This is a genomic window from Streptomyces sp. NPDC043870, assembly GCF_056435785.1.
In genome coordinates this window covers 99,065-121,499 of record NZ_JBWKDT010000022.1, presented here as the reverse complement: position 1 = coordinate 121,499, position 22,435 = coordinate 99,065, and the positions used below count along the sequence as shown (strand labels likewise).

General features: G+C 68.8%; 22 protein-coding genes and 1 pseudogene. 10 read left to right on the top strand and 13 right to left on the bottom strand.

Annotated elements, in window-relative coordinates; all coding sequences use genetic code 11:
• Nucleotides 1-378: 378 nt before the first annotated feature.
• Nucleotides 379-1,374 carry an alpha/beta hydrolase gene (locus tag AC0699_RS24990; RefSeq protein ID WP_478664091.1) on the top strand — a complete coding sequence of 332 codons (996 nt, stop codon included), beginning with the start codon at nt 379-381 and terminating at the stop codon, nt 1,372-1,374.
• 648 nt (nt 1,375-2,022) lie between these two features.
• Here AC0699_RS24990 and AC0699_RS24985 read toward each other — a convergent pair.
• Nucleotides 2,023-2,505, bottom strand: coding sequence for a GNAT family N-acetyltransferase (locus AC0699_RS24985; protein WP_478664088.1), 483 nt, complete (start codon nt 2,503-2,505; stop codon nt 2,023-2,025).
• Nucleotides 2,506-2,570: 65 nt separating this feature from the next.
• Entirely contained in the window at nt 2,571-6,191 is a 3,621-nt protein-coding gene (locus AC0699_RS24980) for a P-loop NTPase fold protein (RefSeq protein WP_478664085.1), read from the bottom strand.
• Between the two features lie 229 nt (nt 6,192-6,420).
• Here AC0699_RS24980 and AC0699_RS24975 point away from each other — a divergent pair, with 229 nt between their 5' ends.
• Nucleotides 6,421-7,419, top strand: coding sequence for a DNA methyltransferase (locus AC0699_RS24975; protein WP_478664081.1), 999 nt, complete (start codon nt 6,421-6,423; stop codon nt 7,417-7,419).
• Entirely contained in the window at nt 7,416-8,558 is a 1,143-nt protein-coding gene (locus AC0699_RS24970) for a pyridoxal phosphate-dependent aminotransferase (RefSeq protein WP_478664078.1), read from the top strand. The genes AC0699_RS24975 and AC0699_RS24970 overlap by 4 nt, the downstream gene beginning before the upstream one ends.
• On the opposite strand, the gene AC0699_RS24965 is transcribed toward AC0699_RS24970, so the two are convergent.
• The 4 genes and pseudogenes from AC0699_RS24965 to AC0699_RS24950 all read right to left on the bottom strand — a co-directional run.
• A complete protein-coding gene (locus AC0699_RS24965) occupies nt 8,524-9,552 on the bottom strand; it encodes an NAD(P)-dependent oxidoreductase (RefSeq protein ID WP_478664076.1) in 1,029 nt (342 codons plus the stop codon). The genes AC0699_RS24970 and AC0699_RS24965 overlap by 35 nt on opposite strands.
• Before the next feature lie 107 nt (nt 9,553-9,659).
• On the bottom strand, nt 9,660-10,577 hold the full coding sequence (locus AC0699_RS24960; RefSeq protein ID WP_478664073.1) for an SCO2523 family variant P-loop protein: 918 nt from the start codon (nt 10,575-10,577) through the stop codon (nt 9,660-9,662).
• Nucleotides 10,578-10,580: 3 nt separating this feature from the next.
• Entirely contained in the window at nt 10,581-12,422 is a 1,842-nt protein-coding gene (locus AC0699_RS24955; RefSeq protein WP_478664071.1) for an SCO2524 family protein, read from the bottom strand.
• A 474-nt stretch (nt 12,423-12,896) separates the two neighbouring features.
• Nucleotides 12,897-13,100, bottom strand: a pseudogene (locus AC0699_RS24950) (helix-turn-helix domain-containing protein); the annotation flags it as partial.
• On the opposite strand from AC0699_RS24950, the gene AC0699_RS24945 reads away from it, so the two are divergent.
• Entirely contained in the window at nt 13,088-13,360 is a 273-nt protein-coding gene (locus AC0699_RS24945; RefSeq protein ID WP_478664147.1) for a cupin domain-containing protein, read from the top strand. The pseudogene AC0699_RS24950 and the gene AC0699_RS24945 sit on opposite strands and share 13 nt — an antisense overlap.
• Before the next feature lie 47 nt (nt 13,361-13,407).
• Here AC0699_RS24945 and AC0699_RS24940 read toward each other — a convergent pair whose 3' ends face one another.
• A complete protein-coding gene (locus tag AC0699_RS24940) occupies nt 13,408-13,656 on the bottom strand; it encodes a helix-turn-helix domain-containing protein (RefSeq protein WP_478664068.1) in 249 nt (82 codons plus the stop codon).
• Between the two features lie 208 nt (nt 13,657-13,864).
• Nucleotides 13,865-14,749, bottom strand: coding sequence for an NAD(P)-dependent oxidoreductase (locus AC0699_RS24935; protein ID WP_478664065.1), 885 nt, complete (start codon nt 14,747-14,749; stop codon nt 13,865-13,867).
• 283 nt (nt 14,750-15,032) lie between these two features.
• Here AC0699_RS24935 and AC0699_RS24930 point away from each other — a divergent pair, with 283 nt between their 5' ends.
• The 3 genes from AC0699_RS24930 to AC0699_RS24920 are packed head-to-tail and all read left to right on the top strand — an operon-like array spanning nt 15,033 to nt 16,452.
• Nucleotides 15,033-15,383: an N-acetyltransferase family protein gene (locus tag AC0699_RS24930; protein WP_478664061.1), complete on the top strand. Its 351-nt coding sequence runs from the start codon at nt 15,033-15,035 to the stop codon at nt 15,381-15,383.
• 48 nt (nt 15,384-15,431) lie between these two features.
• On the top strand, nt 15,432-16,043 hold the full coding sequence (locus AC0699_RS24925; protein ID WP_478664059.1) for a TetR/AcrR family transcriptional regulator: 612 nt from the start codon (nt 15,432-15,434) through the stop codon (nt 16,041-16,043).
• Nucleotides 16,030-16,452 carry a hypothetical protein gene (locus AC0699_RS24920; protein WP_478664057.1) on the top strand — a complete coding sequence of 141 codons (423 nt, stop codon included), beginning with the start codon at nt 16,030-16,032 and terminating at the stop codon, nt 16,450-16,452. Before AC0699_RS24925 ends, AC0699_RS24920 begins: the two co-directional genes overlap by 14 nt.
• 262 nt (nt 16,453-16,714) lie before the next feature.
• On the opposite strand, the gene AC0699_RS24915 is transcribed toward AC0699_RS24920, so the two are convergent.
• The 4 genes from AC0699_RS24915 to AC0699_RS24900 form a co-directional block, all read right to left on the bottom strand.
• Complete coding sequence (locus tag AC0699_RS24915; RefSeq protein ID WP_478664055.1) at nt 16,715-17,476, bottom strand: PIG-L family deacetylase; 762 nt, start codon at nt 17,474-17,476, stop codon at nt 16,715-16,717.
• Between the two features lie 277 nt (nt 17,477-17,753).
• Entirely contained in the window at nt 17,754-18,137 is a 384-nt protein-coding gene (locus tag AC0699_RS24910; protein WP_478664144.1) for a DUF4259 domain-containing protein, read from the bottom strand.
• A 104-nt stretch (nt 18,138-18,241) separates the two neighbouring features.
• The gene (locus tag AC0699_RS24905; RefSeq protein WP_478664053.1) at nt 18,242-18,376 is read right to left on the bottom strand and encodes a hypothetical protein; all 135 of its coding nucleotides are present in this window, start codon (nt 18,374-18,376) and stop codon (nt 18,242-18,244) included.
• A gap of 199 nt (nt 18,377-18,575) precedes the next feature.
• Complete coding sequence (locus AC0699_RS24900) at nt 18,576-19,031, bottom strand: MarR family winged helix-turn-helix transcriptional regulator (protein ID WP_478664050.1); 456 nt, start codon at nt 19,029-19,031, stop codon at nt 18,576-18,578.
• 106 nt (nt 19,032-19,137) lie between these two features.
• On the opposite strand from AC0699_RS24900, the gene AC0699_RS24895 reads away from it, so the two are divergent.
• Entirely contained in the window at nt 19,138-19,551 is a 414-nt protein-coding gene (locus tag AC0699_RS24895; RefSeq protein ID WP_478664047.1) for a DUF1398 family protein, read from the top strand.
• Nucleotides 19,552-19,720: 169 nt separating this feature from the next.
• On the opposite strand, the gene AC0699_RS24890 is transcribed toward AC0699_RS24895, so the two are convergent.
• Nucleotides 19,721-20,188, bottom strand: coding sequence for a DUF4279 domain-containing protein (locus AC0699_RS24890; protein WP_478664044.1), 468 nt, complete (start codon nt 20,186-20,188; stop codon nt 19,721-19,723).
• A gap of 138 nt (nt 20,189-20,326) precedes the next feature.
• Here AC0699_RS24890 and AC0699_RS24885 point away from each other — a divergent pair, with 138 nt between their 5' ends.
• Nucleotides 20,327-20,992: a hypothetical protein gene (locus AC0699_RS24885; protein ID WP_478664042.1), complete on the top strand. Its 666-nt coding sequence runs from the start codon at nt 20,327-20,329 to the stop codon at nt 20,990-20,992.
• Between the two features lie 468 nt (nt 20,993-21,460).
• On the top strand, nt 21,461-22,432 hold the full coding sequence (gene sigJ / locus AC0699_RS24880; protein WP_478664039.1) for an RNA polymerase sigma factor SigJ: 972 nt from the start codon (nt 21,461-21,463) through the stop codon (nt 22,430-22,432).
• Nucleotides 22,433-22,435: the final 3 nt, after the last annotated feature.

Below are 22,435 nucleotides of genomic sequence, written 5' to 3'. Positions count from 1 at the left end.
CTTTCTCTCCTCTTGTTCCTCTCTCCCCCCACCCCCCCCCCCCCCCCCCCCCCCCCCCCCCCCCCCCCCCCCCCCCCCCCCCCGCAGCAGGACCTTGACCTGGACGTCTGGCAGCCCGTCCACCGACGACGGTCCGTTCATCCGCATCCGGACCGGGAGCTTGTCGACACCGGGCTGGGCCTGCAGGACCGTGAGGCCGCCGAGACCAGGGCGCCACCAGCGTTGCGCGGCCGAGTGACCGGCCCGCGGTCCGCTCACCGAGCCACAGACCTGCTGACCAGGCGACAGTCGTCGCCACCCGGGTGTGAGTACGGCCCTGCCGGGCAGACTGGCCGAAACGGGACGATCATGTGCGCGCCCACTCCTAGAGTCGGGCGCATGAGTGACATGAGCGGCATGAGCGAAAACGTCGGCGCCGGCGGACAGTCGCGCCGCGGTGTTTTGAGGGCGGCGGTGGCCGGGGCCGGGGCCGTCGCAGCGGTGGGGGCGGCAGCCTCCGCCACGCACGCGGACGGGCGGCGGCGCGGCGAGCCCACGTTTGTCCTCGTCCACGGCGCCGGGAGCAACTCCTTCGGCTGGACAGCCGTGTTGGGCCAGCTGGCACTGCGCGGGTACCGCGCGATCGCGGTCGATCTGCCCGGGCACGGCCTCGGCGCGTACTTCCCCGTCTCCTACCAGACCCCGCAGGACCTGGAGCGGCTGCGTACCGAGCCGTCCCCGATGTCCAAGGTGACGCTGGCCGACTTCGCAACGCATGTCGTGGGTGTCGTGCGGCGAGCCCACCGCAACGGTCCGGTGATCCTGGTCGGCCAGAGCCTGGGCGGGGTAACGGTGAACGCGGTCGCCAACCAAGTGCCCGAGCTCATCTCCCACTTGGTGTATGCCTCGGCGTTCTGCCCCACCAAGCACACCTCGGTCAGCCGGCTGATGACGACTCCGGAGGCGTCCTCAAGCGCCATCCTCCGGATACCCGTCGTGCAGACACTGCCGGAGCTCGGTGTCAACCGGGTCAACTGGCGCTCGGGCGACCCCGCGCTCTTCGCGGCGGCGAAGGAAGCGGTCGCCGCCGACTGGCCGGACGCCGAGGTGCGGGCGCTCCTCAATATTCTGGAGCCGGACGAGTCGGCGGCCATCGCGCTCAGCGACGCCCGCGGAGTGCCGGAACAGTGGGGCCGGGTGCCGCGTACGTATCTGCGGTTCACCGAGGACCGCTCGATCCCGCCGGCGTTGCAGGACCTGATGATCCGCGAAGCGGACGAGGTGACGCCGCACAATCCCTTCCGTGTACGGTCTCTGGCCGCGCCGCACATCGGTCCGCGCAACCCGGCGCTGTGGGCGGACGAGCTGGACCTCGTGGCGCGGCTGTGCCGCTGAGCGTGCCGCCGGGGCGTGGTTCCGGCCTCTTGTGCGTTCACCACCTCAGGATGGGGCGCCTCGACGATCTCCCTGACCCGCGCCGACGGCAGAAGGCAGATGTCTGTCGCAATGAACCTCGCGAGGTGGAACGAGGCGGACTCCTCGGGGAAGCCGCAGCGCCACCCCATCGACGACGCGCTGTCGACCCTGTACCAGCAAGCGAGGTGCGGTAACAAATGACGGCCAGGCCAAGAATGCCTCGCACGTCACGGCGTTCGGCCCATAGCCAGAGTGCCGCACGCTCGCGGGCCGATGGCACTGTCTGCCGTCGGGCGTTCAGGCTGGTGCAGGCTCGTGGCGGCCAGTGTGGCCGATCGATGCTGAGGCGGTCGCCGAAGTTTCGGGGCCCTGGCGTCCGCACCATGAACGGAACGACGACTTTGACGGCCGCCGTGGCCACCGACCATCGCTCGCAGACCGCAGGCTCACCGGCGTAGACGTATCAGCGGCGGTCCAGTCGGGCTGGTGCGGATGCCCTCTCGAAGCGGCTTCTGGCCGGGTCGTAGGTCCGGACGGGGAGTGCCCTCCTGCCGCCGAGGGATCCTGGGGGCGAATCCCAGCCGGGGCTGTGACGCACGGCAACGCACCGCTGTCGTTCACGTTCGGTCAGTTCCGCTTCAGCAAGAGCAGTCGTGGTTCTCCGGCACCGAAGTAGTCGTCCTCCTCATCCACTTGAGTGAATCCAGCTTTGTTGTAGACCGCGAGAGCAGCGTCGTTGGTGGGCCGTACCGTGATCTTGACCTGCTGCGCTCCTGCCTTCTCGCAGATCTCGATGGCTTTGGACATCAGTACGTCACCGAAGCCGCGGCCCCGGTGGTCTTCGTGAACACCCAGTCCGAGCAGCCAGGCGGTCTCGCGGCTCGGTTCAAGCGCCACCATGGCGTATCCGCACAGCCCCGCCCGGGCCGAAGAACTGTCGATCACGACGAAGTGCTCGCCGTGCACGTCGAACCACTGACGGAGCACGAAGTAGGGATAGGCCAGTTCTCCGAAGATGTCATGGTCGAGTGAGCACAGGTCGGCCAGGTCATCGAGTCTGGCGGGACGCGGCCGCCGATGCGCGGGGGAAAGGCGAGTGGCCTCGTTCAAGCACTCCTCCTCATAGGAAGCTCTGCTGCCGCTGACGGCCAGCAAGTGTGCACGGGGATGGGTCGCTACAGCAGACGTCGTGCGAGGGCGGCGATCTCCTGCCCATCATGGTCGCGCAGCAATTGCCTCAGTCCGCGCAGCGCTCGCTCGTGCTCGCGTGTGTCAAGACCGATCCGGGTCGTCGTCGCCTCCCAACGTTGTTCATCCTCGATCGATTCGACGAGGAGGTCCAGACCCCGACGGTCGTCGAACCGCTGGTGGAGCGCAGACTGCAATGACGGCCAGCGGGTGATGATCTCCGCAAGGAGCACCAGGTGACAGGCTCGGGTGATCGTTGCCTCCGGATCCGTGAGCGGTTCCACGTTGTCCAGCACCCGGGCGTAGAGCTGCCAGACGTTGAGCAGTCGTTTGGCCTCGCGTATGGAACGCCCGGGCTGTGCGCTCAGCCGCCTGCGGAGGAGTGTGAGGATCCTGGGGTGCCGCTCCAGATTGCGCCAGGAGGTGGTTTCCACCGGTGGCCGGAGACGTGTGGGGGAGCGGGGAGCGGGCACGACCGTGTTGGAGGATGCCGCGGACGTGGTGCCCCGGGGCCGCAACGCAGACGGCCCGGTGGCGGGAGGGTCGCCGACGGGAGACACGGGGGACGGGGCCGGCCCGTTGCCAACCCGCCGCATGTCTGTCGGCGTGGCCCACGTCGCCACCTCGACGAAATCGTGAAGGCCTTCGTCTCCTACCTCGGGAACACGGACGGGCAATTGAACCAGCTTGCGCAGGTAGGCCCAGCCGACTGACGGGTCATCACCATGAGGTGCCGTGGCCACGGCGCCGAGTGATTCCAGTTCCCGGTCGATGTGCGAGGCCACGACGACCGGATCGAGCCCAACGACGAAACATCCCTGCATGCCGCCCTCGGCAGTCAGGCCGGAGAGGAAGAGGTTGATTGCCTGAAACACCTGCGCGGTCGTGTCGGAGTGGCAGCGGTCAAGGTCGTCCACGAATACCACCAGCCCGTACCCGCGGTGGCGCAGATCGTCCAAGAGCTCGTGGATGTCGTGCTGATGGAGGTACAGCTGACCACCGGTGGCCTGGTACAGCGGGTCGGCGGTTCCCCCTGCTTCGTCCCCGGGCCACTGGACGGCGGTCCCTGGGGCCAGCGGCCCCTCGAGCAGCGTGGTCCCGATGTACACCGAGACCGGTTCCCGGAAGTACCGCAGCAGCGTGTGGGCAATCCCTGTCAGGGCGACGAGGGTGGAGAGGGCCAGCGCCAGGGCCACTCCGCTGACCTGATGGCCCAATAAGTGGAAGTCATGGTCGTCGCCAAGGACAGTGATGCCCAGCTGAGCGACCAGGCCCGCCAGCCACACTCCCAGCACGGGCGAGATGATCCGTCTGCGGATGGAGCGCAGGAGAGCGTACTGGTCCACCTTGCGTAGGTTCCGGGTGAACCAGTACCGCGTCCGGTCGAGTTCCGTGGGGTACAGCACGGGCGCCGCGGCCTCGATGACCGCCTCGGTGAGACCCGCCCACACCTGTCCGCCCGACTGATGCGACCATGGGTTGAACCAGGCCGTGACCACACCCTCGTAAGGTGCCGACGGGCGCGCATCACCGCTCGCCGTCTCGGGCCGGCCGTCCCGCATCAGGCGTACTGCCTGCCGCACGGTGAGATGCGGGGCAGAGGAGGCGGCAGACGGCTGCTGGTTCCCGACAGTGGGCAGCCTGCCCCGGACCAGCTGCATCAGGGTGCTCTTCCCGCAGCCCCACGGACCTTCGACAGTAACGACCACGGGCCCCTGACCAGCCGGTGCTCCGCCGTCTGCCCGGTGAATCTGGTGCACCAGTGAATCGACGAGGGCCTCGCGTCCGAGGAGATCCCGCTCCGCGGGGGCGTCAGTAAGTCCCCACAGGGAAATCGCGCCCACCTCGACACTGCGGATGGCCAGGCCCCGTTCGGGATCCCACAGCCGGATCGTGGCGTCGTAACTGGCGGAGGCGAGGAGTCGGCGGCCCTGGGAAGTCTCCCAGGTGGCCAGAGTCCACACCCACAGCGTATGGCCGGTCAAGGGAGAGGCGACCTGTGCGGCGGTCTCGGGATCCCATACGACGATGGTGCCGTCACCACAGGCAACCGCGACACGAGCACCGTCCGGGCCCACCCAGCTCGTGAGGGCTCGCCCGCCGCCACTGTGGCCGTGAAGTCGCGTGCGAAGCGGAGCGCACGTCTCTGCATCCCAGATGTACACGGTGCCCTCGTCACCCACTGCGGCCAGTCGGGTCCTGCCGTCGGGGGGCGTCCAGCAGGTAACCGCCCAGAGTCTGCCCTGATCGCCGGCGATCGTCTCACCCACCTGCTCCGCCCGGTCAGGATCCCAGATTCGGACCGTTCCGTCGTAGCCGGTGGAAGCCAGCCGCACCGCACCCGACCCGCTACGCCACACGGCAAGCGCGAGAACACCCCCGATGTGACCGGTCATCGGAGCCGGACCGGCAGGTTGCCCGGTGCCCGGATCCCACACACGGATACTGCCGTCATAACCTGCCGAGGCCAGCCGGGGCCCGTCCGGGCCGAGCCATGACGCCAAGGCCAGAACGCCGCCCGGGTGTCCGCCGTCGGCTGCCGCGAGCGAGGTCCCTGCCGCCACGTCCCAGATGCGGATGCTGCCGTCGTAGCTCGCCGATGCCAGTCTCGTACTGCCGTCCGTTCCGGCGATCCCGACCACGGAACGCAGCCACCCGGAGTGGCCGACGAGCGGCGGCCTCTGCATACGGCTGGTTTCCGGGTCCCAGATCCTCACCGCTCCGTCTGAACTGGCCGATGCGAGCCGAATCGCGCCGCCCGGCTCGCTCCACACCGCCAGCGAGAGAATGCCCGCGCTGTGGCCGCGCAAGGGTGCGCCAAGAGCCTGCCCGGTCTGCGGATCCCAGGTCCGGATGGTGCCGTCGTCGCTCGCCGATGCAAGCCGGTCGGCACCGTCCGGATCCGTCCACCGGGTCAGGGCCGCAACACCGGCGGTGTGCCCTGTCATGGAAGGTCCCGGAGACCGACCCACTTCCGGGTCCCAGACCGTGATGGTCCGGTCGTAGTTGGCCGAAGCAAGCAGAAAGCCGCCGTCGGAAGCCCGGAACGCGGCCAGCGCGAGCACCCATCCGGAGTCACCCACCAGGGGTTCCCCCAACTGTGCACCGGTCGCGGGGTCCCACAAGCGGATCGTGCCCTCATCTCCGGCCGAGGCGATACGCAGAGAACCATCGCGGCAACGGAAGACCTCCAGTGCCATCACCCGCCCGGTGTGCGCTGCGCAGGCGATCTGCTCTCGTGCTGCGGGGTCCCAGATGCGGATGGTGCCGTCGTCGCCGGCGGAGGCCAGCCGACGCACACCGTCGGGCTCCGTCCAACTCGCCAGCGCCCAGACGCCCGCCGAGTGACCCACGAGCGGCTCGCCGACCACAGCCCCCGCCGCGGGGTCCCAGATGCGGATGGTGCCGTCGTCGCCGGCGGAGGCCAGCCGACACACACCGTCGGGCTCCGTCCAACTCGCCAGCGCCCAGACGCCCGCCGAGTGACCCACCAGCGGCTGGCCCACCCCAGCCCCCGCCACGGGGTCCCAGATACGAACGGTGCCGTCGTCGCCTCCCGACGCCAGCCGTGGTGGTCCTCCGGCGTCCTGCCATGCGACCAGTGCCACAGCACCGCCCGGCTGGCGTTCCAGGATCGGCTCGTCCTCAGTCTCGGGCGTGGACGAAGGTGGATGACCTGGCAATGTATGCCTCCCGCTTCGGGTCGGTCGCCCATCCGGGCCGTGACGGTGTGGTGATATCGCACCACTGTCGGTATCGTAACGGCGCGTCAGTTCGTGGCGGGGGTGAACCAGCGAACGCCGACGGGTGGGATCACGGTGATGGGGTGGGATCACGGTGCGGACGTCTGACATCGCTTCACGTGCGTACCACTTGCCCGCCGTGCCCGCCGAATACCGTCCGGATCCGGCTCAGCCGATAGACCGGTGGTACCAGCGCACCGATTCCGCCAACGCCCGCACCACGCGGCGCATCATCGAGGACCTTCACGGTCGGCCGTCCGTGGTCATCGATCCGTTCTGCGGTGCGGGAAGTTCGGCTGTTGCCGCGCGCGAGATGGGCGTTCCCTTCATCGGCATGGACATCGACCCGTTGCTGGTCTGTGTCGCCACGGCGAAGGCCCTTTGCGACCAACGGCATCTCCAACTGCTCGACCAGCTGGTCCACTTCGCCGATGCCGATGCCGATGCCGTCGGGGCTCTGCTCCACTCCGCCGATGGCCTGGCACGCTTCACCGCATCGAAGGACGCGTTCCTGGCAGGGTGTCTCGCAGTCACCGCTGCCACCACACACTCCATGGAGTCGCGGCAGAGGGCCCGGATCGAGCAGGATACGGCGTCAGGGCCTCGCCCTGTCGCGGCCAGTGAGGTCAGATGGGGTGATGCGGGCACCCACGAGGCGTGGGAGGGGGCGCGAGACCGCCTGGAACCCGGGTGGGTGGTCTACACCTCGCCACCGTTCGGCACCACCAGCAAGCCGGACCACGGGAGTTCCTCACTGCGTGAGACCGCCGGCCGCCTGCTGGAAGCCGTCAGCGGCGGCCGTCGGCCGCCTGCCCTCCCGGGCGGGACAGACGGTCCGGAGTCAGCCGCAGCCGGGACAGACAGCACCCGATACACCGGCATGGTGCTGCGCATGCTCGCCCACTGGCCCGTACAGCCGGGCCCGGGCCTGATCATCCTCGAACACGAACCCTCATGCCCGGGAGGCGACGATGCTCTGTCCGCGGCGCGGCGCATCGGACTCGAGGCGCCAGTGGCAGGCGTACAGGTCCTGCACACTCGCCCCTTCTCGGCATCGGCCATGTTCTCCTTGATCGTCTGCGAGGTGCGATGAAAGACGCAGGTCCCAATCTCACGCAACTGGAAAGCTCTGCACTCGCCGCCCGCGTCAATCTCGCCGACGGGCACGCCCGGCAGACCCTGCCCGCCCATGCGCAGACCCGGCTGCGCTCCGCGGTCGAGCGCGCGTTCCAGGCGGATCTGTCCGTACCAGCCGTGGAACAGCGATTCCTCCGGGCGTTGTCACGGTGGACCGGCCAGGACTACAGCAGGGCCTCTCGCCGTCTTCTGTACTCCGCCTCCATCGCCATCGACGCCGTCGCCAAGTTCCTCGTCGGCACGCGACGGAGGACCGGCCTGGTCACACCGACATTCGACAACCTGCCCGCGCTGCTGCGTCTTGCCGGCGTGCAGCCGGCGGCAGTACCGCAGGAACGGCTCATGCCTGCCCCGGACTTCGACTATCTCGACGGCCTGGGCCTCGAGGCGCTCGTCGTCGTGCTGCCCAACAATCCCACCGGAGCCACCTGGGACCGTGACACGGTGAGGGAAACGATCAACTGGGCCGCCCGGCGGCGTGTCCTTCTGGTGTTCGACCTGTCGTTCCGCATGCTCGACCCGGTTGCCTGCTTCGACCTCGTCGCGCAAGGGGTGGGTGCCGGGGCGTCGGTCATCTGCATAGACGATACGGGAAAAGTGCTGTCGCTCCTCGACACCAAGGCCAGTGTGCTGTCGGCAACCCCCGACATCGGGCCGGCGCTCGAGAAGGTGTGCAGCGAGATCCTTCTGAACGTCTCCTCGATCGACCTCGTCCTCCTCTCAGAGGTCCTGGAGGACGAGCGCGACAATGAGGTCGAACGCGCCAGGCGTCTGGTCCTCGCCAACCGCAGCCGACTGCGCTCGGCTCTGGCGTCCTTGGAGCTGCCCGAGCAGGTGACGCCTCGTCTCGTCACCGAGAGCATGAGCGTGCAATGGCTGCTCCTGGGACCCCGCCGCGACGAGATCATGCAGGCGGGTATACGACAGGGGCTGCGCGTACTGCCGGGCGACCGATTCCACTGGCCGTCCGGCGATGCCGCCGGACGGCAGTACGTACGGCTCGCTCTGTCTCGCGATCCCTCGTACTTTGAACGCGGCGTGGGAATACTTCAGTCGGCCATCACCGAGTGCGGCGTGGCAAGTCGTCATGACTGACCCGGCTGCGAACCTTCCGGAAGTCCGGATTGTCCACCGCCGACGGCATGCCGCCGTCCAGGACGTCGCAGACGGCGCGGGCGGTGGTCATGGCCGCCCTGGCATTGGCATCCAGCGTGTTGAAGCCCATCTGCGGAAGCGCGAGGAACCGGCCGGGCCCGAAGTCCAGCAACTCGCGCCACGCCGGTCCTTCTCCCACGCCGTCGAACGCCGCTCGTACGCCGCGGTCCCGCACCGCCACCAGGAGAGCCGGCAGATCAACCAGCCGGGGATGGACTGTATTGATCACTGTGCTTCCCGGTGACAGCCGGGCCAGGTCCGCGGCCGAGAGCTCCGGCGGCTCGTGGGCTTCGGGCCCGCGGCGGTGCAGGGTGACAATGTCACTGGAGGCCAGCAGGTCGTTCTTGCTCCTGTAGGTCACTCCCAGGGACCGCTCGACCGCAGCATCGCGTCGAGGACTGAAGTACGAGACGTCCATGCCGAAACCTGCCGACGCCATCCGCGCCACCCGTGCACCGATCCGTCCCAGGCCGATGATCCCGATGCGCTGCCCGGCGCATTCCCGGCCAGGAACAGGCAGCCCCGGAATGGGACTGCGGGCACGGACGATGCTCTCGGTGAAGGGCCGCCTCATGGTCAGGCACAGGAGAAGCGTGAACTCGGCGACAGAGTCGGCGTTCGTGCCAGGTGAGGTGATGAAGGCAATTCCCCGCTCGTGCCCGCGCGGCCATCCCGGCACGAACGCCTTGTAGTCCGATCCGAGCCAAGCCACCGCTTCCAGTGCGCGATGCTGGTCGAAGTGCTCGTCCAGCGGTTCCTCGTAGCCGCCGATGAGGTAAGCGGCGACCCCGTCGAGCGCCTCGTGCAGCCCTCCGGCATCAAGATAGTCGTCCCCGACGTGACGGATCTCGTAGTCGCGACTGCGTACGTAAGCGCACGCTTCGTCAGTGACCAGACCCGATCCCGTAACCAGAACGAGCTTGCGACCCCCCACTGTTTCCCCTCCCGAGAACGCCTCACGTCGAGAAGATCACTCAAGGTCCACCGGGTGAAGGCACCCGTTCGTGACCCTAGCCCGGCGCACCACGGTGGACAACGCCGTCACGGCTGCCCCCACGCGTCGTCGTCGGTCAGCCGGGCCGCGAGGTCGTCGAGTGCCTGATAGGTCTCCAGGTTCGCGACCCGGCTGGCGAGGACGTCCTCGTCGGTGATCAGTTGCTCGCGCAACTGGAGCACGGGCTCCAGCGGAACGGCACCCAGCACCCGGCCGATGCCGATGTCCAGCTCGGCCGCGAGCCTGTTGAGGTCCTGGTCGCACTTGCGCATCCACGCGGACTGCGCGGGCGGCACCTGGGACCACAGCGCCGACTCGGGGTCGGGCACCGCGACCCGTACACACCGGATACTGCCCCGCAGCCGGTCCTCGTCATGGCCGCGGGCCACGCCGTCGGCGACGATGCCCCGCGTACCGAACACCAGGTGGGCGGCAGCGATCACATGCTGGCGGGTCCACCGGTGGTGGACGAGCCAGCGGGCGTCGACGTCGCGCAGTTCCGGCCGTGAGGTGGCTTCGAGGACCATGTCCGTCGCGTAGCTGCGGCCCGCGCTCAGGTCGACCACGATCAGGTCGAACTCGCTGTTCAGCCGCAGGAACAGGTCGACGCACCGGCTCAGCGTGTCCTCGCCGACGGCGAATTCGCCCCCGTCGCGGTCGCCGGGGAGGAGCACCAGAGTGCCCGAGCCGCTGGGACGGTGGCGCAGCACCTCGTGCTCGGTCTCGGCCCATACGTCGAGCCGTACGGGCGCGGTGGTCTTGCCCTGGAGGTACGAGTGGAGACCGCCCTGCCCGATGCCGCGCAGCACCCTCGGAACGTCGAAGACCGCGGCGGCCGTGGGTGATCCGAAGTCGAAGTCCAGGTAGCAGACGTCGTCCCCGGCGAGCGCCCTGCGGTAGGCGGCATTGGCACTCGTGACGGAGCGGCCGGTGCCTCCCTTGTCGGAAGCGGCGAAGAGGAGCACCGTTCACACTCCCCGGGAGGCGGTATGCCTGGCCAGCGCCAGGGTGTCGAGTCCGCCGAGTGCGTCCAGGGTCAGAGCGAAGGCCGTGCCGGGCTGGTCGTCGAGGATGCGCCGGGCGCGGCGGAGCTTGGCCTCGATGCTCCTGAGGGCGATGCCGCGGGAGCCGTCGGCGAAGGAGGTGGGTTCCAGCTGTTCGTTGCCGAGGAGGTGCGTGGCCTCGCTGAGCAGGGCGGCCGCGAGAGCGGCCAGTTCGGCGCTGCGGATCGGCGGCTGGGTGTACAGCTGGTACGCGGCGACCATGCACTCGGTGACGCGCTCGGTGATGTTCCACGACAACGGGCCCTCGTTGGGCGGCGCCTCGGGATACGCGGCCCGGACCTGGTCCCACAGACCGGCGCCGTCACCGTTCGTGATCCGGCGGGTCCACATGTGGTCGAGGATTCGTTCGGCGAGACGGAGCAGCCGGTCATGCGCGGATGTGTTCCGGGACAGCGCGCAGAGCTGGATGCTCCGCTTGAGCAGCTGTGCCGAGAAGTCGCCCATTGTCCACTGCATCGGTGGTCCGATGGTCTGGCTGCCGAGGAGCGGCAGCCGGACACCGGGATGATGCAGTCCGATGGCCGGATCATTCTGGGTCGTACGGCTGGTGATACGGCCCCGTTCGGCGAGGCGTTCCATAATGCCGACGGTACGGGCGAGGTCGTCGTCGGTGGCGCGGCGGCGCACGAGGTCCTGGACGAGGATGGCGGCGACGGAGAGGGAGAAGTACTCCGACTCCAGCCGCTGTCCCGTCGTACGCCAGGGGATGTCCTCCAGCGGCCAACTGCCCTCGCCGAACCGGGCGATGCCCGACCAGTACTGCTGGGTGACCTCCCATCGCAGCCGTAACGCCTCGGCCAGCCGCTGCTGTTCGGCATTCAGCAGACCGAGCGTGAGCGTGCGTTCGGAGAACAGGTCCTGGATGCCGTCGAGGGCGACCACGGTGAAGTAGAGGTACGGGACGGGGTCCGCGACCCCGTCGGGCTGCGGGCCGATCGGCCCGACGGTCTCCACCGGCGGGGCGTCCCGCACCAGGCTCCAGGCCCAGCCGATCTCGAAGAGCTGGCTGTCGTCCCTGAGGCGGTCGGCGACGTCGACACCGAGAATGAAGCTGTCGCTGACCGTGGCGCGCAGTGCCTTGAACCGGCGCCGGAACTGCTGGAAGACGATCCGCTCGGAGACCTGGCCCGTGCCGAGCAACTCGCCGAGGGTACGGCCCTGGGGCTCCTCCGGGTCGAAGACGTTGACGGTGAACGAGCGCAGCAGACTGACCATCGCGGCGGTGAGCCGGGTCTCGGTGGCGGTCTTCAGCTCGTCGATCAGGGCCCGTACCTCGGCGCGGCGTGTCCTCGTCTCGCAAACCTTGAGGAAGCCGAGGGTGGCGAGGGAGAGGGTGATCGACATCGAGAAGGAGTCGACGACGCCCAGTTCCCGCTGCTCCGAGGTGAGTTCCCGCTCCGGATCGCCGGAGATGTAGTAGTAACCGCCGGCGAAACTCGGCCTCTTGCCTTCCGCCGTGTGGCTGCGCATGAACTCCGCGAGGACCGCGACGAGCGTGACCGGGAGTTCCAGCCGTCCGCCGACGCTCTTCAGCGCCGACCGGACGTCACGTTCCATGGTGTCCGGGTCGTCGAGCCGGAACGCCGGGATCTCGGTCGCCGGATACATGAGGCAGAGCAGACGTTCTGCATCCGCGACACTGCTCCTCCCGCCCCATTCACCCCACTCCCATTCACCGTCCTCGAACGAGTGGAGCGCGATTGCCTGCCAGATGTCCAGCAAATGCTGGCGTGGCTTCATCTGCATCCCCATATCCCTCGTACAGGCCCCCGCGCTGAAAGTCGGGAAGCGATCGGTAATTGCTCTCAATCACTCGGTCCCTGGTCGATCACCAGGCAGCCGTTCATGCGGAATTCCGTCGGGCCGCAGGCCACGATGATCAGGCCTTCGTAGCCGGGCCGCAGCGCGCCGCCCGGCATACGGATGGGCGTGATCCCGACGCCCCCTCCGCTTGAGGGACCAGGCCGTTCCGGACCTCGGCTGCGGTCACGCTGCACGCCGGAAACAACTCAGCTCCTGCTGAGCCGGTGTGAATTGCCGTCCGCGACGTCGGGCGACCGCAGATCCGTCTTTCGATGGTAGAGCCGCAACTCCCTCCCCGTCCCGCGTAATGCGCGCCTTGGGGTGACCGCGCGCGCACGAGGGCGCGTTGCGGCGCGAACGGGATTTCGGTGACCCCGACAGCCGGACGCACGCCGCTCCACTCGCGTGGGGACCTCCTCAGGCGCCTGACCAGGAGTCTGTGCCGGGTTCGTGGCGGCCGAAGGAACGCCGGTAGGCGGCGGGCGTGGTGTGCACCAGGGCATGGAAGCGCCTGCGGAGGTTGGCGGCCGAGGACAGTCCGACTCGGACCGCGATCGTCTCCACGGGGAGTTCCGTCTCCTCCAGAAGGGCCTGGCCGCTGCGACGCGCTGCCGGAAGTCGTTCCCGGGATCATCCGGCGGCGGCTGCCTGCCACCGAGCGGGCCCGCGGCTGGATGTACGACTACGCTCCGGGAACCGAATGGCCCGAGGTGGACGTGCACGAGGGCGAAGAGCGCTATCACGTGATCTCGGGCGAGTTCATCGACCGAGGACAGCGGCTCGGACCGGGCAGCTATGTCGTGTTCGCGCCGGGCAGTACGCATCGCCCGCGTACCGAGACCGGCGCGCGGATGCGGGGCATCAGCATCGTCACCCCGTAGCCCGTTCGTCGTGACCCGCCAGCCGGAGGGCGACCGGGTTGTCTTCCTCAGTCGTTGAGTAGCCGCCATGCGGTGAGAGCGAGCCCGGCCCGGATCAGTCCGGTGGGTTCGGTGAGTTCGATGCCCAGGGTCTTCGCGATCTGGTCGAGTCGGCGGGCGACACTGCTGTGGTGCAGGTGGAGGAGGTCAGCGGCCCGACGTAGGGAGCCGGTGGCGCAGTAGGCGTCCAGAGTCTCCAGATTTTCCGGGTTGCCGGCTATGCGGGCGATCGCGGCCACGTCGGCGTTGTTTCGCACGGTGCCCTGGGGTACCTGTGCGAGCAGCGCCAACGACCCCGTTGGCGGGTGATCTCGGGGTGGTGCCGGTGAGGATGGCCGACATGGACCCCGAACTGGAAGCGTTCGTCCCGTTGGCTCGAACCGGGGGAGCGTTCCGTGTCGTCCTGCCTGTTCCGTGGCGTCGTTGGTCGCGGTGGGGGGCGCCGTCGGCCTCGTACCGAATGCCTCAGCGAAGTCGGCCTTCGTCGGTTCGGGCTTCAATGGCGCGTAGGACCGCAACCATGTCGGACCTGCCGTGCCCCCTGGCCACGGTCTCGTCGAAGAGGGCGTGGCAGACGTCCAGCAACGGTGAAGCCAGGTCGGACTTCCTCGCCGCCTGCGCGATCAGCCGGTTGTTCTTCAGAACATCCACGGCTGCCGCCTGAACGGAGAAGTCACGGGTCATCAACTTGTGTGCTTTCATGCGGGAGACGCCACTGGCCATCGGGCCCGCGTCGAGCACGGCCAGAAACTGCTCCCTGTCCAGGCCGTGCCGGTCGGCGAAGTGGAACGCCTCGGTGAGCCCGGTGACCATCGTGATGAGGAACAGATTGACCGAGAGCTTCATCAGCAGAGCGTTCGGGGCCGGTCCGCAGACGAACGTCTCATGGCACATCGGCCGTATCAGCGGGCGGACCGTCTCGACCGCGGTCCGCTCGCCGGCCAGCATCGCCACGAGCCGCCCTGCCTCCGCAGGCACGCGCGAGCCGGAGACAGGCGCTTCCACGTAGCTGCCGCCGACTGCGCGGACATCGGCTTCGAGTCGTTGTGAGTAGTCCGGCGACGTCGTCCCCATAGGGACGATCGTGCGCCCCGCGACGTTCACGGCGAAGCCCGGCGCCCCGCGGTCCAGGGCAGAGTCGATCGCCGCCTCGTCGGCCAGCATGAGGATCACCACGCGGGCCCGCTCGAATACCTCGGCGGGAGATGCCGCCACGTGTGCGCCGGCCGCCCGCAGCGGCTCGCTCTTGGCGGCGGTTCGGTTCCAGACGACGAGGTCCTGACCGGACCGGGCCAGATTGAGCGCCATGGGCTGCCCCATGACGCCGAGGCCGAGGAAACCTACGTCCACCGTGCACCGCCCTCGTCGAGCTTGCCATCTATGACAGTGGTCATAATACTGGGTTCTATGACAGTGGTCATAGTGGGTTCATCCGCATCAGGAATGCCCGGCAGGAGTACAGTCGACGAGCCCTCCGCGGCCCGCACGCGGCAGCCCGGGGGAGCTGGTCCGTGGCGACTCGACAGTGTCCGGCCGACCGACGGCCCTGCCCTGAAGGCTCTCTTCGACAGCTGCTCGCCCGAGACCGTCCGCTTGCGGTTCTTCGGATACCTCCACGAGCTGCCCCGCGACTATGCGGAAAGCGCGCTGGCCCGCCGTCCCGAGGCGCATGACGCAGTCGTCGCCCACCAGGGCGACCGCAGCCGCCTCGCCGGTCTTGCCAGCCTCGCCGCCGCGCCGGAGAGCGGCCCCGCGGGGGCCCGTACTCGGCGTGCTCGTCGCGGACGCCTGGCAGCGGCAGGGGATGGGTACGGCCCTGGTCGACGCCCTCCTCGCCCGCGCCCGAGAACGCGGCGTCGAGCGCGTGTCGGCCTGCGTGCTGCCGGGCAGGTCCGGACTGCTTACCGCGCTCGCCCGCCACGTGGAGCTGGAGAGCTCGACACGTGATCAGGACGGCCTGACCGGCGTATATAGGCTGACCTGATCCGTGGGGTGAGAAGTGGTGCCCGCGCCGGTCGGTTGGAGGTCAGTGATGGCGGGTTCGGAACGGGGGCCGCGGGAGCGGATCGTCTTCAGTGCGGCCCAGCTGATTCGGCGCGACGGCGTTACGGCGACAGGGATGAGGGACGTCGTCGCTCACGCGGAAGCGCCACGCGGCTCTCTCCAGCACTACTTTCCGGGCGGCAAGCAGCAGCTCGTCGACGAAGCCGTCGACTGGGCCGGGAAGTACGCCGCCAAGCGCGTCGGCCGGTTCCTCGCCGAGATGCCCCAGCCGTCGCCCAGCGGGCTGTTCGCCGCCATGGTGCACCAGTGGACCGAGGAGTACCGGACAGCCGGGTTCGCTTCGGGCTGCCCTGTCGCCGCGGCGACGGTGGACTGTACGGCCTCCACCGAATCCACCAGGACGGCTGCCGCTGCCGCGTTCGCGTGCTGGACCCGGCCGGTGACGCAGGCCCTCGGGGAGATGGGCGTGCCGGCCGGGCGTGCCGAAGGACTCGCTACGCTCATGATCAGTGCGCTGGAGGGAGCGATCCTGATCGCGCGCGCGGAACGGGATGTGCGCGCTTTGACGACCGTGGCGCGGGAGCTCGGCCCCCTCCTGGATGCCTGTGTGGCTCAAGGGAAAGGGAATGCAGGACGGTGAGCGCTACAAGAACCCCGGCTCCCTGAACGAGCCGCCGTACATGCAGTTGAGCGGCGACGCGAAAACTTCCGGCGAGGGGACGATCAGCATCGTCCGCCCGGACCAGCAGGGGTACGCCCTGATCTGCGCGTACAGCGCAGTGAGCAACGGCGCAGGCGGCTTCCGCAGTTACGGTGCGCGGGTCGTCGTCAAGGACGGGCTCGGCTCGATGGTGACGGTGTCGCTCTACGAGGACAGCAACACGTCGTACTGGGTGGCCAGCGCCTTCGTCGACTTCACGGATCCGCAAGGCGTGGCCATCCGCCAAGTCGAGCGCTACAGCAAGCGGTTCACGGAGAGGCGGCCGGTCCTGCACACCGACGGCACGGTGCTGATGGACGCCGGGCCGGTGGAGTTCAAGCGCAGTTGATCAGCCGCGTTCTCGCGGTTGCAAGGTCCGTGATTTGATGCGCGACGCTGTGGGTGGTCGTTGCGTCGCAATACGCGATTCCGGGGGGCGGTGCTCGTCGGCTCCGGACGGAGGCCGACGGATATCCGCTTCCGGACCGGGTGTTGACCAGGTGTTGATCAGCCTGCCGCGAGGCACCGGCCTGCGCGGGGTACTCGGCCAGTTGTTGTCGACGGCCTCAGGGCGCCTGCCGTGACAGCCGCGCTCACGGGCGGGCTCCTGCTCAGGCGGTCAGTTCCGTTTGGGCTGCCGCCGCGGAGACGGGGTCGTGGCGGACATACCACTCGGTGGAGAGAATCCGCTCCCGCACGGCAGCCGGGAGGCCGGCCATGAGAGCCGGTGCGGCTCCCCGTTCCAGCTCGGTGCGGTGGGCCAGCACGGCGGCCCACTTCTGCTCCACCCAGGGTCTGACGTCGACGGTCGCGGTGATCCACGCGTCCGGGACGCTGTGCATCGCCTTGCCCCCATCGGCCAGGTACCCGCCCAGCGCCCGCACAGCCGAGTGCGGGTGCGTGGCCAGGTAGAGGGCGCTCGGCTGCCAGGGGTCGCCGGCATCCGGGAGGAACCGGTCAAGCCCGGCGGCCTGGACGGCGAGCATGGTCACCCGGTGGGTGTGCACATGGTCCGGATGGCCGGTCAGTCCGCCGTAGGCGTCATGGGTGACCACGATCTCCGGGCGGAACTCCCGGATGTGCGCGACCAATTGCCGCACCGTCTCGTCGAGCGGCGCATCGCAGAACCGCACATTGCCCGGGGCCGACTGCGGTGCACGGGCGTCTGCATAGCCGAGCATCCGCGGCTCGTCGGCGCCGAGGATCCGGAGTGCCTCGGCCAGTTCCGCAGCGCGCGGGGTGTCCGCGGCCCAGGTTGCCGTGACAACGGCGGTTCGAGCGCCCGCGGCCGCGTGACGGGCGAGCACTCCGCCCGACCACAGGGACTCGTCGTCCGGGTGAGCGTAAACCGCGAGCAGGCTCGGCACAGGCATTGAGGGATCACCTTCCAGTGCGGGAAGGTCGGATCATAGGCCGGCGCGCAGTTCGGCAACCCAGCATTCCACGATCGACGGCGGAATCGTCACGTCCCTCGTTGTCGCGTCCCTCGTGCCGCCTGTGGGAGCCGGTCCTGCTGCCCGTGCCGGTAGCCTGCCGGATCTGTCCCTGGCCGGCGTGGCAGTGACGCGGGGCAGGCGGTGCGGGACTGGCTCACTCACGGGTCGTGGTTCTGGCCCGACTTCTGCGGCGCGATCACGCAGGGCATGGTGCTCAGCGTGGCGTAAGGGCGCCGCGTAGTTCGTGAATCTTCTCTCGCCAGGGACTGCTGTGGTCTGATTCGTCCCAAAGTTCCGTGAGTTCCGATCGCTCGGTGACCGTTCGATCGAGTGCGCGGATCGCGAGTTCCCGTAGATCGGCCGGAAGCTGGGGAAGACCCCCCGGCACGCACCCGGACGGCCCGGTGCGGGGGCAGGAGCCAGTTCCGGGGGTCTCGGGGGAGCGTTGTCGCTGGCCGGGCCACTGTGGGTCGTCCCAGCGGTCGATGCCGGTGAGGCCGAGCAGCCGTATCCGGTGCAGCAGTTCCTCGGACACGCCGTGGGCGTGGAGCCGGATAGGGGCATGGCGGACCAGCCAGTCCGTCAGCTCGGCGCGCATCGTTTCTTCGTTGTCCCAGGCGTGCCACGGGAGTTGGTCTCCGAGCAGGTCGTACTCCCACCGCTCCACCGCCTCGGCCAGGCGCCGGCCGGCCGGGGTGCCGGTCAGTGTTTCCCAGGTGGTGAGCCACGGGCTGAGCGTGGCAGATGGTGGGCGGTCATCCCGCGGAAGGTGGCGGCCAGGCCGTCGAGCGCGGCGTCGAGGCGAAGGCGTGCGGTGGGCTGGTCGAGGTTGATCATGGCGTTCGCCTTCAGGGACTCCGGAGCTTGCGCCGGCCGAAGATCGCGACCTTACCGGATGGCCATTGGTACGGCGGCACCGCCCGCAGTCGCCGGCGATCGCCCGGGGATGTCACAGGATCTGCGACAGTGCAGGCGCAGGTGCTCTCATGCGGGGTCCTGAGTGGGGACCGTAGCGGTTGCTGTTCCGATCCGCGAGCTATGGGTGCCGGCTTGTCTCATCACGTTGCTCGTAGCGGTGCACCTGGTCGATCAGGCGGTGCAGCAGGCTTCGGGCGGCAGTGATCTCGGCCAGGGGGAGTTCCGCGGTCAGTGTCCGGTGAACCCGGGTCGCGCGGGTGGTGATCCTTGCCAGCGTCTGCTCTCCGGCGGGGGTGAGGGTCAGCAGCGGTGATGCGCGATGGTCCGGGTTGGTCCGGAAGACAGCCAGCTCCTCCCGTACGAGGTCGTTGGCGACGCGCTGGACTCCCTGGCGAGCGATCCCGAGGCGGCGGGCGGCCTGCGCCACAGTGAGCCCCTTCTCGCTGGCCACGCTCAGCAGCTGCCAGCGCGCCTGTGTCTGCCCTTCGGTCGCAGCGATGGCTTCGCCCGTCTTGCGGAGCAGACCCGCTGCTTCGAACACGTCAGCGACCAGCAGGGCCATCTCGTCAGCCATGCCACACCCTCACATTGACAACATGATGACAGTTTGGAAACCTGTTGTCATCTTACCGTGGCGCACTCCCGCACGGGCAATGCCCCCACTACGTCCGGAGAAACCGATGAGCAGCGCGATCACCACCCTGCAGGCCGCCCTGGAGCGGGCGGCCGCCGTCCGGCCGAAGGTCGGCGGGTTTCCCTACCTCGCCGAAGCGCTCCGCCAGGCGGGCGTCAGCCGCTGCCGCATGGCAGTGCCCTCCAACGCCTTCCTCTACCTCACCGACGCCGGCCCCGTCGCCGTCCAGGGTGAGCCGCTCTGCAGCGGCATGGTCGACATCGCGTCGTTCGACCGTGAGGCCCTGATCACGGCCCTGCGGACCGACCAGGCCGGTGAGTCCACCTTCCCCGAGTTCGTCCAGGGCTGCTGGAAGGCCGGGGTGCTCTGGTACGACGTCGACCTGAACGCACGCACCTGCACCTACTACGGGGCCGACGGCGATCACTACACCGAGTCCTACACCGCCGTCGCGATCTGAGTGACGCCCACGACCCGCACCGCCGACCCCGGGCGCGTTCGCCGGCCGTGTGCGAGTGGTTGGAGCCATCGGCCGCTCCTCTTCCAGCCTGGTGCTCTTCCTGGAGCGCGTGCCGCAGACGCGATACCCCTCGGACGGGACACCATCGCCCCTCGGAAGGGAGACAGCCTCAGGAGACGTCCGGGGTCATGTCGTACTCGTCGACATCAAGGACCGCACCGGTGGCGGCGAGGAAGTCCAGTACCTCGCGGTCCAGGTGCCAGCCGAAGAGGTTGGGGCCCTCTGGGGCGCCTGACGGGTCCCTCGCGTCTGCGCCCTCGACATCGTTGAAGCAGCGCACGATCTGCAGCACCGCCGAGGGGCCAGATCCTTCTCCGTCCAGGTACCGCGCGAGCTCAGCGATGCGAGCCGTGTGGGGACGGAGCCGGTCCAGGACGTGAGTGACCTGTTCATCGACCCGCCGGCCCGGCTCTCGGCACACGACTTTCCAGCGATGGAGGACGGGTCTCGCCGGCTCGGCACAGCGGCTTGCGCGCACTGTCGTCTCATCAGGTTCGATGCCCAGTGAGGCCGTCATCTCCTGTGCGGTGGTGCGCTCGCTGGACAGTGCGAAGTAGACGTACTGATCAAGAGGCATCTGCGGAGAGTACCTGTGCGTGTTCAGCGGCCCGGATGATGCGGACGCCCGGCACCACCTCGAGCGGACCATTGACGAGGACTCCACAGCTGTCCGGCAGGAATCCGGAGTGTCAGAAGCGTGCGCTTGGATGTGCGCATGACCGTTCATGACGTTGCTCGGCGGCTGCCCGGGACAGCAGTCCTCCGGGACCACTGCCGCTCCATGGCCATGCTGGAGGCGGTGCTGAGTCCTGAGTGGGCCGACCGCTGCTGTTCCTTCGATGCCCACTGGTCCGAGACAGAGGCGATGGCCTCGATGCGCAACGGGTCGGGCGACGAGTACTCGATCGTCTTCTCGGCGGCCGGTGCGTACGTCCGTGGGTTCGCCCATGAATCACCCATGAGCCCCTACGCAGAGGACGGACCATGGCCCGGCGTGCTCGACGAGGTTCCCGAAGTCTTCCGGTCGTGTGTGGAAGAACCCGCATTCTCGGACGAGGACGGGATGCCTGTCATCACCGCATGCATGTGGCGGGAGACGGGAGATGATGTCTGGAAGGCAGGAACGATCGACTTTCCCGGGGGCGCGGCGGGAGATCCGGACGGCGCAGGGCACCTGTTCCAGCTGCTGGCGGATCGCTCTGCGGAGGCATTTCAGGAGTGGGCCGAGGACTATTACGAGGTCCCGGTCGACGTCGAGGCTGTCCGCCACGTCTTTGCCTCGCGTCCGCTGACCGACGCAGTGGTCAGTGCGTTGAACCCTGAGGTCACCCTGGCCGGTCTTGCGGCGGACATCGCAGAGATCGGCTATCCGCAGCACTGAAGACCTTCGGCAAAGGGCTGGTGGTTTCGGTGCGGGCGGCGCGTCATTCGTCGAGGGCGACGATGGCGCCGTGCCGCGACCGGCTCGGTCGCGTCCGGCGAGTTCTTTGCGCAGGCCTGCGTTGTCGTGGTGCAGTGCGACGATGACGATGGCCGCCGCGTCGAGGCGGCTTTGGAGCGGGGTCCCCTCGCGTTCCAGTTCGTTCAGCTGGCCGCGCAGATTCTGGAGTTCAGTGTTCCGGCGGCATCGGTGGGCCTCGCCGGGATGCGGGCGCCGGTGGCGGCTGTAGCCCGTCGGAGGTTTCGGGCCCCGCCGCGACGCCGGTCCCGGGGCCCTGACCTCACCGCGTCCTGCCAGGCGGCGCAGGGCCATTGATGAGATGTGGATCATATTTCGGGGGCGGATGTCACACTCCGGGGGCCTGGATTGCTCTCAGTCCGGAATGCATCCGCGACGGGAGGCCCTACGATGTACCACCCTCCGCCGGACCCACAGCCAGCCCCATCCGAAGGCAGCCCGCGGGAGCCGGCATCGGATCCGGTGGCGAACACCGCGACACAGGTGTTCCACGACCACCGTGAGCTGCTGTTCTCCATCGTCTACAACATGCTCGGCAGCGTCGCCGACACCGAGGACGTGTTGCAGGAGACATGGCTGTCGTGGACGGCCAGAAACCAGGCACCGAGCGCGGAGCGGATCGACAACCCGCGCGCCTACCTGGTGCGGATCGCGGTGAACCGGGCCCTCGCCCAGCAGGCCACCGTCAGCCGCCGCCGTGAAACCTACGTCGGGCCATGGCTGCCTGAACCGCTCGTCAGCCCCCTCATCGACACTCCTGTCCCCGACGACGCCGCGGATGCGGCAGTGCGCGCCGAGTCGGTGTCGATGGCGCTGCTGGTGGTCCTGGAAACCCTCACCCCACTGGAACGCGGCGTGTTCGTCCTGCACGAGGTGTTCGGCTACGCCCACACCGAGATCGCAGAGATCCTCGGCCGCAGTCCCTCGGCGATTCGCCAGCTCGCCCATCGCGCCCGCGAGCACGTCCACGCCCGGCGCCCCCGCTACGAGCCCGAGCCGCACGTCCGGCAGCAGGTGACCGAGCGGTTCCTGGCCGCCGCGCTCGGCGGTGACCTGGGCGCCCTCCTGCAGCTGCTGGCGCCGGACGTGACCCTGTGGGGCGACGGCGCAGGGAAGGCAGCGGGGGGCCCGCGGCCGCTCCACGGCCGGGACAAGGTCGCCCGCCTGCTCGCCGCTGTCGCCCCTCACTCCGGCAAGGGTCTCCACATCGCCTACCGCAGCGTCAACGGCGACCCTTCAGCGCTGCTGTTCGCCGGCGACACCCCCTACGCCGTCCTCGTCCTCGACCTCACCCCGGACGGCAACCAGGTGTGCGGGATCTACGCCGTCGCCAATCCCGACAAGCTCTCTCACGTCGACTGAACA